Annotated in this window: 14 protein-coding genes, 1 tRNA gene and 1 pseudogene; 13 read left to right on the top strand and 3 right to left on the bottom strand. The window is 59.7% G+C overall.

Annotated features, from left to right (window positions below):
- Positions 1-68: 68 nt before the first annotated feature.
- Positions 69-728, bottom strand: coding sequence for a septal ring lytic transglycosylase RlpA family protein (locus VIN76_RS13525; RefSeq protein ID WP_332042394.1), 660 nt, complete (start codon positions 726-728; stop codon positions 69-71).
- Positions 712-1,785 (bottom strand): lytic murein transglycosylase, encoded by a 1,074-nt coding sequence (locus VIN76_RS13520; protein WP_332042393.1) that lies wholly within the window; start codon positions 1,783-1,785, stop codon positions 712-714. Before VIN76_RS13520 ends, VIN76_RS13525 begins: the two co-directional genes overlap by 17 nt.
- Before the next feature lie 163 nt (positions 1,786-1,948).
- Here VIN76_RS13520 and VIN76_RS13515 point away from each other — a divergent pair.
- Together VIN76_RS13515 and VIN76_RS13510 are read left to right on the top strand one after the other, a co-directional pair.
- A tRNA-Ser gene (locus VIN76_RS13515) sits at positions 1,949-2,038 on the top strand.
- 145 nt (positions 2,039-2,183) lie between these two features.
- On the top strand, positions 2,184-2,597 hold the full coding sequence (locus VIN76_RS13510; protein WP_332042392.1) for an SRPBCC domain-containing protein: 414 nt from the start codon (positions 2,184-2,186) through the stop codon (positions 2,595-2,597).
- 207 nt (positions 2,598-2,804) lie between these two features.
- Here the strand turns inward: VIN76_RS13510 and VIN76_RS13505 are convergent, their stop codons facing one another.
- A complete protein-coding gene (locus VIN76_RS13505) occupies positions 2,805-3,533 on the bottom strand; it encodes an AraC family transcriptional regulator (RefSeq protein ID WP_332042391.1) in 729 nt (242 codons plus the stop codon).
- 882 nt (positions 3,534-4,415) lie between these two features.
- Here VIN76_RS13505 and VIN76_RS13500 point away from each other — a divergent pair.
- The 11 genes and pseudogenes from VIN76_RS13500 to VIN76_RS13455 all read left to right on the top strand — a co-directional run.
- Positions 4,416-5,069 carry a hydrolase gene (locus VIN76_RS13500; protein WP_332042390.1) on the top strand — a complete coding sequence of 218 codons (654 nt, stop codon included), beginning with the start codon at positions 4,416-4,418 and terminating at the stop codon, positions 5,067-5,069.
- Between the two features lie 262 nt (positions 5,070-5,331).
- Complete coding sequence (locus tag VIN76_RS13495; RefSeq protein ID WP_332042467.1) at positions 5,332-6,168, top strand: alpha/beta hydrolase; 837 nt, start codon at positions 5,332-5,334, stop codon at positions 6,166-6,168.
- A 38-nt stretch (positions 6,169-6,206) separates the two neighbouring features.
- Positions 6,207-6,812 (top strand): NAD(P)H:quinone oxidoreductase, encoded by a 606-nt coding sequence (gene wrbA / locus VIN76_RS13490; RefSeq protein ID WP_332042389.1) that lies wholly within the window; start codon positions 6,207-6,209, stop codon positions 6,810-6,812.
- A gap of 17 nt (positions 6,813-6,829) precedes the next feature.
- Positions 6,830-7,528, top strand: coding sequence for a hydrolase (locus tag VIN76_RS13485; protein WP_332042388.1), 699 nt, complete (start codon positions 6,830-6,832; stop codon positions 7,526-7,528).
- Positions 7,529-7,646: 118 nt separating this feature from the next.
- A complete protein-coding gene (locus tag VIN76_RS13480; RefSeq protein ID WP_332042387.1) occupies positions 7,647-9,644 on the top strand; it encodes an amidohydrolase in 1,998 nt (665 codons plus the stop codon).
- A 7-nt stretch (positions 9,645-9,651) separates the two neighbouring features.
- Positions 9,652-11,319, top strand: coding sequence for an MFS transporter (locus VIN76_RS13475; protein ID WP_332042386.1), 1,668 nt, complete (start codon positions 9,652-9,654; stop codon positions 11,317-11,319).
- Complete coding sequence (locus VIN76_RS13470; protein WP_332042385.1) at positions 11,316-11,537, top strand: DUF1427 family protein; 222 nt, start codon at positions 11,316-11,318, stop codon at positions 11,535-11,537. The genes VIN76_RS13475 and VIN76_RS13470 overlap by 4 nt, the downstream gene beginning before the upstream one ends.
- On the top strand, positions 11,534-11,710 hold the full coding sequence (locus VIN76_RS16280; RefSeq protein ID WP_414696367.1) for a DUF1427 family protein: 177 nt from the start codon (positions 11,534-11,536) through the stop codon (positions 11,708-11,710). Before VIN76_RS13470 ends, VIN76_RS16280 begins: the two co-directional genes overlap by 4 nt.
- The gene (locus tag VIN76_RS13465; RefSeq protein WP_332042384.1) at positions 11,707-12,153 is read left to right on the top strand and encodes a DoxX family protein; all 447 of its coding nucleotides are present in this window, start codon (positions 11,707-11,709) and stop codon (positions 12,151-12,153) included. The genes VIN76_RS16280 and VIN76_RS13465 overlap by 4 nt, the downstream gene beginning before the upstream one ends.
- Positions 12,150-12,848: a pirin family protein gene (locus VIN76_RS13460; protein ID WP_332042383.1), complete on the top strand. Its 699-nt coding sequence runs from the start codon at positions 12,150-12,152 to the stop codon at positions 12,846-12,848. Before VIN76_RS13465 ends, VIN76_RS13460 begins: the two co-directional genes overlap by 4 nt.
- 124 nt (positions 12,849-12,972) lie before the next feature.
- Positions 12,973-14,029, top strand: a pseudogene (locus VIN76_RS13455) (dihydrodipicolinate synthase family protein); the annotation flags it as partial.

Here is a 14,029-nt window from a genome sequence, read left to right as displayed (position 1 = left end):
ACATCATTTTCATAATAGCGGCCAGAGCGGACACACCAGGGCTTGCACGTCATTTTTCCGGTACTGTTTCAATCGGCAAGGGCAGCAGTCTGCACTGCATAGTCACCACTCACACTGGCCATTTCGTTTAAGCTTTTACGAAGTGCCGAAAGAACGGAATCGGGTGTCCGGGGCCTTTCTATGGCCGCGCCGCCATTACGTAATATGGCGCGTTCCTGCTCACTGGGATTGACTTTACGCACCCGCACCGCCGCAACACCCTGCTTCACAACGTCCAGCTGTTTTGCTGCACCATATGACAAGTCTATCAAGCGATTTTCTGTGAACGGACCGCGGTCATTGACCCTGACCAATATCGTCCGCCCGGTATCCAATGCGGTAACCTCAACATAGCTTGGCAAGGGTAATGTTTTATGGGCGGCGCTAATCCCATTTGGATTAAAACGCTCCCCGTTCGCCGTACTATTGCCAGCATACTCCTTGCCATACCATGCCGTATAACCAAGCTCGTCATACCGGGCGACGTTTTTGGGCGTATAGGTTTTGCCTCTAACCTTATAGGGCTTACCGATTTTTACCGGATAATCGGACACAGCGCCATAAGCCGCGGGCGGGATGCGCGTGGCAGCATTATCATTAACGCCGTCAATTGTTCCGCAACTGGCAAGCAAGGCGGCAAGTGTACTTACACCCAGTAATTTGGCTCCGGAATCAGCTGCGAATTTCATCTGCTAATAGCCCCACGGATAGTCCGTAAAAATTGGAACAGTTATAATCCAAAATCACGCGGTAATTGCCAGTCAGCAAATAGGCCGTTTGTCCCGGACCATCGGGCTCCAGCAATGTTGCGAATGTGTCATCATTCAATCGTTGCCCGGTGGCCGGGACCACGCCCAGCGATCGCCATTCAGCCATGGTTTTCCACTGACTATGGCGTTCGTGCACCCTGGGGCAACGTACAGCCACGGTCTTGTTATCTATAGCTTCACGGTTGAGGGACACCGGAACCCGGACAGCGATACCCCACGGATCTCCGCGGCGCCATCCGGCATTCACGAAATAATTGGCGATCGAGGCAACTGCATCCGCTTCGCTATTCCAGATATCGGCATAGCCATCCCCCGTACCATCCTTGGCCAGCCGGAGGTAAACCGAAGGCAGGAATTGCGGCTTACCCATCGCCCCTGCCCAACTGCCCTTCATGGCGGACTGGGGCACGCCTTTGTCGATCATTTTCAGCACGGCGATAAATTCGGATTCGAATAAAGCCCGGCGGCGGCCTTCATAGGCCAATGTCGCCAGGGATCTGGGAATATCGAAATTGCCCGTATAGCTGCCATAATTGGTTTCGTGGCCATAGATAGCCATGATGATTGGGCCTGGAACACCAGTTTGGCGTTCTACATCCGCCAACGTTGAAATTAGCTGACGATATTTTGCCTGCCCGCCTTGTATCCGAGCAGCATCGACATGCCGCTGTTTGTAGGGCGCAAACGGAGGGATTGGACTGTCCATGCTGCCACCGGGTTGGGACCGGTCGAGTTCAATGACGCGGGGATTATAGGTCAGGCTTGGTAAGACACGGTCCAATGTGCGCTGGCTGACCCCCTGTTGCACAGCCTTGCGGCCAACTTCCTGAAGGTAATTGTCAAAACCGCTTGGTGACTGTGCATTCGCAACATTGTCATCAAGCGAATGAGGCAGAGTAAAAAATGCAAGGGCGCTAAAGGCAATTGCGGTAATGGCACGCATGGAAAACTTCCCTTCTTCAATATGTTGTCGCATAAACAGACCCATAGGGGAATCCCTAAATATCGCAGATGAACACCATCTTGCCGGATAAACCCGCATAACATGATATTTCACGAAAATTTAGAGCGACTGATGTAAAAGCTATAAAAATCTTTGCGCTTTCAAATTAAGAGCGCTAGGAGGCCTCGGCTAGAGCGGACAGGTGGCAGAGTGGTCGAATGCACCGGTCTTGAAAACCGGCGAGGGTGCAAGCTCTCCGTGGGTTCGAATCCCACCCTGTCCGCCAGCGCCCTGTTCCCATACATCCCGACATAACCCGTGAGACCCGCAGTTAACTTCGGGTTAGCGGGTGATTCGGATCCTCTTGAATGGCAGCTTCGCGCCCTCGATGTCGTCTTTCAGAAGGGGCTTCGCTCATTCATGAAAGGCTGATGATCCAAGTTAGTCCCTATATCGACCGCACCGCCGTTTTGCGCGACTATGGATCGTCCTCAAGATCGTGCATTATCCGCATAGCGATTGCGAACGCCTGGCTGACACTTGCTCCTCGTGCTGCTGACTGGAACCCGTTCATCCAATCAATCTCAGGTACACTGCGGGTCGGCGAGAGGCTCATTGTTTCTATCAAGCCACCCGGTAGCCGCGTCATGACGTTCAGGCCAGTCCTGTTGATAGTTGACCCCTGTCGCGAATTGCGCTGGCAAGGTCGACTTTTCATGCCGCGAATTTTTGACGGGCAGCATTTCTTCAGGCTCAGCAAAGTGGGTGGCGGCACTCTATTCGAGCATGGTGAGCAGTTCGAAGGGTTGCTGGTCGGGGCTATGGGTTCGACCTGGCTCGAGTAGATCGAGCATGGTTTCATGCTAATGAACGAGGCGCTGAAGGTGCGTGCTGAAACAGTCGACTCAGTGGCCAGCTGACGCCGCGTCAGCTCCTTCCAAGTGACTTCAGTCGGCTAGGCATACCCAGCCGCAAGTTGTAGCTTGCGAACCCGATGTCGATCGTAGCGCCGCTATTGCAACACTTGCGAAAAGATATTGCGTTGCACCGGATTACCTTGCGCGCATGGGGGCAGGCGAAGCCGTTGAATGTTGCGGGATAGTGATCGCGCGAACCGGATCACGCACTGCCCGACGATAGTCGGTTGGACTCATGTTTCGGTGCTTCAGGAACACCCGCGCGAGCACCTGACTGGACGAATAGCCAACCTCCAGCGCGATTTGCGTGACCGATTGGTCGGTCAACTCGAGAAGTTCGCAAGCTTTCTCCAGTCTCAACCGGGTCAGGTATACGCGCGGCGGTACGCCAACACTCTGCTTGAACATGCGGGCGAAATGATATGGCGAAAGCTGCGCCTCGGCGGCCAATTCGTCGAGGCTGACGTCTTCCGAAAGCCGAGCGCGCATCATTTCAAGGCAACGCCGCTCGGCCCACGGCGCGAGGCCGCCCCTGGCCGGTGCCAAGGGCGCTCCGCCGACCCGGCACAATTCGGCCAGGATTTCGCAGCCCGCCGCTTGTGCCAGCAGCCGCGATGGTGCCCCTTCTACGTCACTCAGAGCCCACAGATTGCGGAGCGCTGACCGGATAACGGACGAGTCGAGCATTCGGCCATAAATCGGGGCAAGGTAGCTGGAGAAATCGCCATTGGCAGCGGCATCAAGCATCCCTTGCCACTGTGCCAGAGGGAATACCAGCGTGCGAAGATGACGGTTGGATTCCGTGATGGCAGCGCTGGCAAAATTCGGAGCGGCAACAGTCAAATCCCCCTTTCGGCTTGTCACATCGAAACGCCCCCCTCCAAGGTCTCCGCTGACGCGGCTTCCGCCGATCAAATCTTCATACAAGACAATGTAAGGTAGTGCTGGACGCACTATTTCCCCGGGTGGGCATGCCGTCTCGAGAAGATCGAGGATGTCGCTCGGCGACTTGCGTCGGTGGACAAAGGACGGCTTTCTACTCGGGCCGTACCATTGGGTTGCTAATGAGAATGCAGGCACGTTCATCGCGGCGCGTCCTATTGATTGAGCCATTCCCGCCGCGATTGGCGCACAGCGCAAAGGGCACTTGCACGCTACGGCACGTTCAAACCTATGATAGCTTAACAAGACCTGTTAGACAACCAGATGGGTGTTGTTTGGTACCCCGTCGACACGATCTGCGGCGCTCCACGTCGTAAGTTTCGGTTTATAAAGGAATCGATCGTCGCCTGCGGAGCAGTCGCGCCGTTACACTTACTGCAAGATTGGCACTACCGCGGTAGTATCTGCTCCGCTGATCGCAAATACATTCAATAAGAATACATTTAATAAGAACGTCCAATCGATGCTCGGTTTTGGCGGAGACGGCATTTTTGCGCCTTTCGATCTGCAGTGAGTGTCGAATCGTCGGCATTTTTGAATGAATCGACCACGGTCCGGTTAGAAACCAGTTCACTGCACGACAACCGGCATTTCATCGCCTTCCCTGCCCCGTAAGCGCCGTGAAACTTCGATGGGCAATTCTCGGTCACACGGCGTTCGGCGAAACGAACCTGCATCTGCGAAAGCCGACATTGCAGCAATATCGGCAACAATAAGGCAGTTTTCACAACGCAAGACCCAATCGATCTCACTACCTACAGCTACGAGACATGGGCTCATCCACAAATTGCACAGGATTAAATCATGACCTTCCGAAACGGCCTAAATTCGCTTCTTCGTCCCGAAGATTCGGTCCTCGTTCTGATCGATCACCAGCCATACCAGCTCGCGAACCTGAACAGCCACGATCCGCAGGCGGTAGTGAACAATACGACCGCGCTTGCCAAGGTGGCCAAAGTGTTTGGCGTGCCCACTATTCTGACAAGCGTCGTCGCCGATCGTGGCGGTGATATCTTCCCGCATGTCACCGAAGTATTGCCCGATCAGGAGGTGATCGACCGGACGTTTATCAATACGTGGGAAGACCAAAAAGTGGTCGACGCGGTGAAGGCTACAGGTCGCAAGCAGTTGATCATGGCTGGTCTGTGGACCGAGATATGCGTCGCCATGCCAGCGATCCAGGCTGCTGGTGAGGGTTGGGACGTAACCGTGATCACCGATGCGTCGGGTGGCACGTCGGTAGAAGCCCACGAAGTTGCGATCCAACGCATGATTGCCGCTGGCATCAACATGATGACATGGCTGGCGCTGGCTTCTGAATGGCAGCGCGACTGGGCGCGGGCCGAGACGGCGACCGCCCTGAACGATGCCCTCAAGTACCATATCGGCGGCAGCGCCATCGCGTACCTTTGGGAGCAACAACTCCTTAATACGCCTGTTCCCACTGCTAGCGCCTAGCACTCCGTGGAGCTGATCATGACTTGCGATTGGTTGGTAAGCGGTGCCGGCACTTTCCAGACGATCAGCCCCTTCACCCACTCCGCCACGTTAGCAGATCAGGAGGAGACTGATGGAAAAGGATAGTGATTTTCACCTTCCTCTTACCCGCCGGGACGCCATTGCTTCGGCCACGGCGCTGACGGGGTATCTCTTGCTTCCCACAGGTGCGGCATATGCTGCCACTCCGGAAATCACCGACTCATCACAAGGACAATCAGAAATGAACTTCATTACGACCAAAGACGGTGTCGAGATCTTCTACAAGGACTGGGGTCCCAAGGACGCGCAGCCGATCATGTTCCACCATGGCTGGCCGCTCAGCGCCGATGACTGGGACGCGCAGATGCTGTTCTTCCTGTCGAAAGGCTTTCGGGTCGTCGCACATGACCGCCGTGGGCATGGCCGATCCCAGCAGGTTGATTTCGGGCACGACATTGATCATTACGCCGCAGACGCCGCTGCGGTCGCCGATGCGCTCGACCTACACGGCGCGGTCCACATCGGCCATTCTACCGGAGGCGGTGAGGTGGCACGCTACGTCGCCCAGCACGGAGAACCTGCAGGCCGCGTGGCCAAGGCGGTACTCGTCGCGGCAATCCCGCCGCTGATGCTGCAGACTCCTGACAATCCCGAAGGCACCCCTATGGAGGTCTTCGATGGCTTCCGCTCAGCTCTCGCCTCCAATCGTGCACAATTCTTCCGTGATGTTCCGGCCGGCCCGTTCTTCGGTTTCAACCGAGAAGGTTCGCAGGTTCACGAAGGGATGATCCAGAACTGGTGGCGGCAAGGCATGATGGGCAGCGCGAAGGCGCACTACGACGGAGTCAAAGCCTTCTCAGAAACAGACCAGACGGACGATCTCAAGGCCATTAGCGTCCCCACACTTGTCATGCACGGCGAAGATGACCAGGTCGTGCCGATCGCCGCCTCGGCGCACAAGGCGGTAAGGTTGCTGAAGAACGGCACTCTCAAGACTTACCCAGGATATTCTCACGGAATGCTGACCGTGAACGCAGCAGTCCTCAACACTGACATTCTTGCGTTCATCAAAGGATAGGCGAGACGCCTCACTTAAATATTAAGGATGCCCCCATAATGCCCAACATACTAATTCTGTATTATTCGTCATATGGTCACATCGAAGCGATGAGCCAGGCGGTTGCCGAAGGCGCCGCCGAGGTCGCGGACGTGGACGTAGCCGTAAAACGCGTGCCTGAGATCATGACACCTGAGGCCGCTGCGACCGCCGGGTTCAAGGTCAACCAGATTGCCGAGATCGCAACGCCCGGTGAACTGGCCGACTACGACGCGATCATCTTCGGCACGCCGACACGGTTCGGAAACATGGCATCCCAGATGCGCAGCTTTCTCGACCAGACCGGCGCGCTTTGGATGGAAGGGGCGCTGATCGGCAAGATCGGATCGGTTTTCACATCGACCGGTACCGGCGGCGGCTCGGAGACCACGATCACCTCGTTCTGGCACACGCTTGCCCATCACGGAATGATCATCACCGGCCTGCCCTATTCCAGCGCCGAATTGACCGATCTCAACGAAGTGCGCGGCGGCTCGCCATACGGCGCTGCCACCCTCGCCGGGCCTGATGGCTCGCGCATGCCCAGCACGAAGGAACTCAAGCTGGCCGCCGACCAGGGCCGCCATGTCGGCCGTCTGTCAAACAGTCTTTGTGCGAATTTCTAACACCTAGGAGAAACCCCATGAACAAGCTTGAACTACTTACACGAGACAATTGCCAGCTCATTTTCATCGATCATCAGCCGCAAATGGCGTTCGGAGTGCAGTCAATTGATCGGCAGGTGCTGAAGAACAACACCGTAGCACTCGCCAAGGCAGCACGGACGTTCGATATTCCGACCACGATCACCACCGTCGAGACGGAGAGCTTTTCCGGCCACACCTATCCTGAACTGCTCGCAGTCTTTCCCGACCATCCGCTGCTCGAGCGTACGTCGATGAATTCGTGGGACGACCAGAAGGTGCGCGACGCGCTGGCTGACAACCGGCGTAAGAAGGTCATCGTCTCGGGCCTATGGACCGAGGTGTGCAACAACAGCTTTGCTTTCAGCGCAATGGCTGACGGCGGCTACGAAATCTATATGGTAGCCGACGCCTCGGGCGGCACTTCGAAAGAGGCGCATGATTATTCGATGCAGCGCATGATCCAAGCCGGCGTGGTGCCGGTGACATGGCAGCAGGTCATGCTCGAATGGCAGCGCGACTGGGCGAGCCGCGATACCTACGATGCAGTTATGGAGATCGTGAGGGAGCACTCCGGAGCTTACGGCATGGGCGTCGATTACGCCTACACCATGGTCCACAAGGCACCCGAGCGCGTCGAGCATGGCGAACTCATCGCCCCCGTGGCGACTAGACCAGACGCCATAGCGGCCGCGTAACTCTTAACCGTCGCCGGGACCCGCTACCCTGTCCCGGCGCAACTCGGCGGACCCGCCCACTGCCCCCGAGGGCGGGTCCGTAATTTCCCTCAAGGGCGGCAGATTAGTGGAGCGAGCCATGCCAGAAGATCGACGCAACCAGTGGAACGGTGACGCAAGCGTCAGCAGGCGACAGATCATGTCTTCGGCCGCCGCGGCCAGTCTGTTCGCGGTCATCGGCCCGAATTCCGTCTTCGCACGCAACTCAAAGGAACCCGGCGTGGATACAATCATCACCAATGCTCGCGTGACGACGCTCGACCCCTCAAACCCTGAAGGACAGGCGATTGCGACCCGTAACGGCCTGATCGCAGCCGTCGGAACACAGGATGATGTCATGCGGCTGGCCGATCGCCAGACCCGCGTGATCAATGCCTCGGGCCGGCGGGTGATCCCAGGGCTCAACGACAGCCACACCCACCTCATCCGCGGTGGACTCAATTTCAATATGGAATTGCGGTGGGAAGGCGTGCCCTCAGTCGCTGACGCTCTGCGAATGCTGAAGCAGCAGGCTGCACGCACACCGGCACCGCAATGGGTGCGAGTTGTCGGCGGCTGGTCTGAGTTCCAGTTCGCCGAACGGCGTATGCCGACGCTGGACGAGATCAACGTCGCGGCGCCCGACACGCCGGTCTTCATTCTGCACCTTTACGCGCGCGCGCTCCTCAACCGGGCAGCGCTCGTCGCGCTCGGGATCAATAAGGACACGCCCAATCCACCCGGCGGTGTGATCGAGAGGAACGCTCGCGGCGAGCCGACCGGCATGCTGATCGCCAAGCCCTCCGCGCTGATACTGTATTCGACGCTGGCACAGGGCCCGAAGCTGCCACTAGACGAACAGATCAACTCCACCCGCCACTTCATGCGCGAACTCAATCGCCTCGGCATCACCAGCGTGATCGACGCGGGTGGCGGCGGACAGAACTACCCGGAGGACTACCAGGTCATCCAGCGCCTTCACGATGCGGACGAACTGACCGTGCGCATCGCCTACAACCTCTTTGCGCAGAACGCCGGCGAGGAACTATCGGACTATGAGCGCTGGGTGACTATGACCGAGCCCGGCGCGGGCTCGGCCTTTTTCCGTATGAACGGCGCCGGCGAGAATCTCGCTTGGTCGGCGGCGGATTTCGAGAATTTCCTTGAACCGCGCCCTGACCTCGCGCCAACGATGGAGCGCGACCTCGAGAAGATCGTCGAGTTGCTCGCGACCAACGAGTGGCCGTTCCGCATACATGCAACCTATGACGAGTCGATCGATCGTTTCCTGACCGTATTCGAGCGCGTCAACCAGAAGCAACCTTTCGAGACCCGCTTCATCATCGACCACGCCGAGACGATCTCGGAACGGAATATAGAGCGGGTGAAGGCCCTCGGCGGTGGAATTGCCACCCAGCACCGCATGGCCTTTCAGGGCGAATACTTCGTCGACCGCTATGGTGCCGAGGCGGCGCGGCTTACACCGCCGATTGCAAAAATGCTGGAGATGGACGTGCCGGTCGGCGCCGGAACCGATGCAACGCGCGTCGCCTCCTATGACCCATGGGTCAGCCTCTACTGGCTCACGACCGGCAAGACGCTCGGCGGCATGCCCCTCTACGGCGAGGAGAATGTTCTTGAGCGGGAGACGGCGCTGCGGCTGTGGACGCAAGGCTCGGCCTGGTTCTCCGGCGAGCAGAACGTGAAGGGCACGCTTGCGCCCGGCCAGTATGCCGATCTCGCAATCCTTTCGGCGGATCTGATGTCGGTCCCGCCCGAGGAGATCCGGCGGATAAATGCCGTCATGACCATGGTTGGCGGCAAGGTGGTGCATGGAGAGGAGGACTTCGCCGACCTCGCACCGCCGCTGCCGCCGGCCAGCCCGTCCTGGACTCCGGTCGGGGCATTCGCCAGCCCGGCCATGCGGCCCGCATCCGTGGAGTCTCCCCTCCAGCACGCGCGCAGCTGCCATGACGGCTGTGCCAGCGCGTGCGGCATGCACGGCCACGACCACGGGATTGCCTGGACCAATCCGATCCCCGTGCGCGATCTCAAATCCTTCTGGGGAGCGCTCGGCTGCTCCTGCTTCGCGGGGTGAGGCAGTCATGACAGCCACCTCTCCCAGCTCCGCCGACCACCCGTCCCCATCAACCGCGAGATCGGCCTGGTCACCGTTTCGCCACCGCGCCTTCGCCCTGCTGTGGACGGCAACTCTGATCTCCAGCATCGGCACGTGGATGCACGATGTCGGCGCGGGCTGGCTGATGACGACGCTGAACCCGTCGCCAGCGATCGTCTCGCTGGTGCAGGCGGCGACGACCGCGCCAATCTTCCTCTTCGCGCTCTTTGCAGGCGCGCTTGCCGACCGGGTCAACAAGCGGCGGCTTCTTCTGACAGTCAGTCTGGTTCTGACCGGCATCACCAGTGCGATGGCGATACTTACTGCAGCCGGAGCGATGACTCCGGCACTGCTCCTCGCCTTGACCTTCGCGATCGGAACCGGTGCGGCGCTGATGGCCCCCGCCTGGCAATCGGTTGTGCCCAGCCTCGTGCCACGCGAGAGCCTGCAACCCGCGATCGCGATCAACTCGATGGGCGTCAACATTTCTCGCGCCATCGGCCCCGCGATTGCCGGATTCCTGATCTCGGCTGTGGCGCTGTCCGCGCCCTTCGTAATCAATGCAGTAAGCTATCTCGCAATTATCGCCGCGCTGCTGCTGTGGAAGCCCGAGACCGGCCCGGCGAGGACCCTTCCGCCCGAGCCACTATTCGGCGCGATGGCGACCGGTCTTCGGCATGCCAGCCGTAATAGCGCGCTCAAGGCGACCCTGCTCCGCTCGTTCGGCTTCTTCACCTTCGCCAGCGCCTATTGGGCGCTCTTGCCCCTCGTCGCGCGCGGGATCGAAGGCGGCGGCGCCGAAATCTACGGCGTGCTGCTCACCGCGATCGGCGGCGGGGCGGTGGCAGGCGCATTGGCGCTGCCTTCGATTCGGCAACGGTTCGACGCCAATCGCCTGGTTGCCGCCGGAACGCTCATCACTGCCGCCGCGATGGCGCTCCTTGGTCTCGCGACGAGTGTCGCCATGGCGTTGCCTGCCTCGGTGCTCGGCGGTGTTGGCTGGATTATGGTGCTGACCAGCCTCAACGTCTCGGCGCAGACCGCATTGCCTAACTGGGTGCGGGCGCGCGGGCTCGCTATCACGCTGATGGTGTTTTTCGGCTGCATGTCGGCGGGCTCCGCAATCTGGGGGCAAGTGGCGACGGCGACGTCGATCCCGACCGCCCTCCTGATCGCCGCTGCGGGTGCCGTTATCGCCATCCCGCTCACCTGGCGAGCGAAACTCGGTCAGGGTGAGGCGCTCGATCTCACGCCGGCGATGAGCTGGCCGGAACCGGTGGTTAGCCAAGCTATGGATGCCGCTCACGACCGCGGGCCAGTGCTGGTGACGATCCGCTACCGGATCGACGCAGGCGACGCGGAAGCTTTCCTTTCCGCCATGAATGAGCTCGCGGGTGAGCGCTACCGCGACGGCGCGCACGATTGGGGCGTCTATCAGGACGCGGCCGAACCCGACGCATGGATCGAATGGTTCTTCCTGCCAAGCTGGGCAGAACATTTACGGCAGCACGAGCGGGCGACGAAGCACGATCACGACATCCACGCACGGGCGGTCGAATTCCACCGCGGTGCCGAAACGCCTGAGGTGAGCCACTTCCTGGCTCCGCTCCGGTCTGCACGGACCATCTCGAAGACGCCGGGAAGTGCTGCATGAAAGCCGCGTCTGGCCTCGTGCTCGCGCTCACCATCGGCATCGCCTGCCGGCTCGCGGGCATCCCCCTGCCGGCCCCGCCGGCGCTCATCGGCGCGCTTCTCGTTCTGGCGATGACCCTCGGCTACGTCGTGACCGACCGGTTCGCCGCGCACCGGGAGGCGAAGTCGAAGCCTCTCTGCGGCGGACCGTCAGGACAGGCTGACGAGGTGCGGTCATGATCGCCGCGCTAGTCGGCCTTGTACTCGGTATTCTCATCGGCGTCGGTTGCCGCTGGTTCGACCTGCCGCTCCCGGCGCCGCCCCGGGTCGTCGGCGCACTGCTCGTAGTGTTCATGACCCTCGGCTTCATTGGTACTGACCTTGTCCTCGCACAAATGGGGAGCGGCAGATGACACGCCCGCTACCGATCGACAGCGACCAGCGGGCTAACGGCACTTCCGCCACCTCGCTCTTGGCTGCTCGCGCCTGCCTCGCAGCCGTATTCCTCTACAGCGGCGCGACAAAGATCCTTTTCTGGTCGGCCGGGATCGCGGAGTTCGCAGCACTAGGCCTCCCCATGCCGACGCTCGCGCTAACCGCGACGATCGCCATTCAGATCGGAGCTGGCATGGCGCTGTTGATTGGTTGGCGCAGCAAGCCGGCTGCTCTGGCTTTAGCGGCCTTCACGGTCGTGGCAACGCTCATCGGCCATCCTTTCTGGGTCTTCGAAGGCGGGGGCTTCCAGCGGCAGCTTACGACCGCGCTGGAGCATCTCGCCATCGTCGGCGGTCTCGTCGCCATCGCGGCCGCTGGGCCAGGCCCATTCAGTCTTCAACCTCGGGAGCATTCGTCATGATCATCGTTCGCGATTGCCATACGCGCGGCCACACTGATCTGGGCTGGCTCGACAGCCGCCACACCTTTTCTTTCGGAAATTACCGCGATCCGGAGCATATGGGCTTCGGGGTCCTACGAGTTATCAATGACGATCGCGTCGCGCCCGGCGCGGGTTTCGGTGCGCACAGCCATTCCGACATGGAGATCATCTCCTACGTCCTCAAGGGTGCGCTCGAACACAAGGACAGCCTTGGCAATGGATCGGTCATCGTACCGGGCGATGTGCAACGCATGTCGGCCGGGACCGGGGTGACACACAGTGAGTACAATGCGTCCAAGACTGAGCCGGTCCACTTCCTGCAAATCTGGATCATCCCCGAAGCACAAGGCATCGCTCCGGGATACGAGCAGAAGCGCTTTCCGCGTGAGAGGATGGAAGGTCGCCTGCGCCTCATCGCCGACCGGTGGGGCAGCGAGGGCGCGGTCACCGTCCACCAGGACGTTGCCATCTTTGCCGGCATGCTCTCAGATGGAAAGAAGCTCACTCATGAGTTTACGGAGGGTCGGCGCGGCTGGCTGCACGTGGCAAGAGGTCTCGTGCGCCTGAACGGGGACGAGCTGCGCGAGGGTGACAGTGCCAAGATTGAGGGCGAGCGTGTGATCGAGCTCGAGACCGATCACCGAGCGGAGATCCTGCTCTTCGACCTCACATAGCCGATGCGCGCGCCAGCGCGACGAATACACCCACGACCTTCGCTTCGGCGCTAATCTCCACAAGGCGCCCGGCGTCTAGCTTCAACGGTAACTGTGTCATAGGAAAGGACAAGCTGCGGAGTCGATGGCTGGTTTCGACCATGACCGTGTTGGCGAAGTTCGGTGCACCAAGAAAGAAGCCACCTTTCTCGCTCGTTACATCGAAGCGTCAAAGAGATGGGTGATCGTTCAAGTAACAGCGGCCGCGTCTCTTTCCGCAAGATCGGCAGCTGGACCGCAGCTTCTGCGCCGCACCCTGTTCGAACGCTTGCTAGGGTTCGGAAACCGTCGCGACAAACGCTGCGATGAGCACAACAACCGGAGAAATTTCATGGCCAATCGTATCCCTCACGGCATCATAGCCTATCCGATCACTCCCTTCGAAGAGAGCGGTACTGGTATTGACGAACCGGCTTTTACAAAGGTGATCGACGCATTGCTGGATACAGACCCGGCAGCCGTCGCTATCCTAGGGAGTACCGGAGAGAGTGCTTACCTGACCGACGAGGAATGGGAGCAGGCAGTAGAGATCGGGGTGCGAGCAGTAGCTGGCTAGGTTCCGCTGATCGTAGGTATCGGCGCGCTGACCACGAAGGCTGCTGTCGACAAAGCGAAGTTCGCTGAGCAGACCGGCGCAGACCGCTTGATGGTCATCCCGGTATCCTATTGGAAACTGACGGATGCTGAGGTGTTCGCTCACTTCTCTGCGGTTGCGAAAGCGACAAATCTACCCATCATGGCGTACAACAATCCCGCCACCAGCGGTGTTGATATGACACCCGAGCTGCTCGTCCGGATGGTCCGGGAGATCGACAATGTCGACCTTGTTAAGGAAAGCAGTGGCGATCTTAATCGGATGCACGCTCTTCATGAGCTTTCGCACGGGAAGGTGCCCTTCTACAACGGCGCGAACCATCTGGCCCTCGAAGCGCTCGCGGCAGGCGCGACCGGCTGGTGCACCGCGGCGCCCAACCTCCTCGGCCGGAAGCCGGCGCAAGTTCTCGAACATGTGGCGGAACGAAGAATCGTCGAAGCCCGGGCCTTGTTCTACGAGATACTGCCGGTTCTGCGGTTCATCGTCCATGGAGGACTGCCGACGACCATTAAGGCCGGCCTGAGATTGCAGGGCCTCGAGGCGGGCG

Origin of the sequence: Parasphingorhabdus sp. (genome assembly GCF_036568145.1) — a bacterium.
In the GTDB taxonomy this organism is placed as follows: Bacteria; Pseudomonadota; Alphaproteobacteria; order Sphingomonadales; family Sphingomonadaceae; genus Parasphingorhabdus.
The sequence above is the reverse complement of the archived record's forward strand: the minus strand, read 5'-3'. Positions and strand labels throughout refer to the sequence as shown.

Excerpts from the sequence above, each read along its gene's own strand:
- VIN76_RS13525 (WP_332042394.1), bottom strand. The coding sequence starts at position 728 with ATGAAATTCGCAGCTGATTCCGGAGCCAAATTACTGGGTGTAAGTACA.
- VIN76_RS13520 (WP_332042393.1), bottom strand. The coding sequence starts at position 1,785 with ATGCGACAACATATTGAAGAAGGGAAGTTTTCCATGCGTGCCATTACC.
- VIN76_RS13510 (WP_332042392.1), top strand. The coding sequence starts at position 2,184 with ATGATCCAAGTTAGTCCCTATATCGACCGCACCGCCGTTTTGCGCGAC.
- VIN76_RS13500 (WP_332042390.1), top strand. The coding sequence starts at position 4,416 with ATGACCTTCCGAAACGGCCTAAATTCGCTTCTTCGTCCCGAAGATTCG.
- VIN76_RS13495 (WP_332042467.1), top strand. The coding sequence starts at position 5,332 with ATGAACTTCATTACGACCAAAGACGGTGTCGAGATCTTCTACAAGGAC.
- wrbA (WP_332042389.1), top strand. The coding sequence starts at position 6,207 with ATGCCCAACATACTAATTCTGTATTATTCGTCATATGGTCACATCGAA.
- VIN76_RS13485 (WP_332042388.1), top strand. The coding sequence starts at position 6,830 with ATGAACAAGCTTGAACTACTTACACGAGACAATTGCCAGCTCATTTTC.
- VIN76_RS13480 (WP_332042387.1), top strand. The coding sequence starts at position 7,647 with ATGCCAGAAGATCGACGCAACCAGTGGAACGGTGACGCAAGCGTCAGC.
- VIN76_RS13475 (WP_332042386.1), top strand. The coding sequence starts at position 9,652 with ATGACAGCCACCTCTCCCAGCTCCGCCGACCACCCGTCCCCATCAACC.
- VIN76_RS13470 (WP_332042385.1), top strand. The coding sequence starts at position 11,316 with ATGAAAGCCGCGTCTGGCCTCGTGCTCGCGCTCACCATCGGCATCGCC.
- VIN76_RS16280 (WP_414696367.1), top strand. The coding sequence starts at position 11,534 with ATGATCGCCGCGCTAGTCGGCCTTGTACTCGGTATTCTCATCGGCGTC.
- VIN76_RS13465 (WP_332042384.1), top strand. The coding sequence starts at position 11,707 with ATGACACGCCCGCTACCGATCGACAGCGACCAGCGGGCTAACGGCACT.
- VIN76_RS13460 (WP_332042383.1), top strand. The coding sequence starts at position 12,150 with ATGATCATCGTTCGCGATTGCCATACGCGCGGCCACACTGATCTGGGC.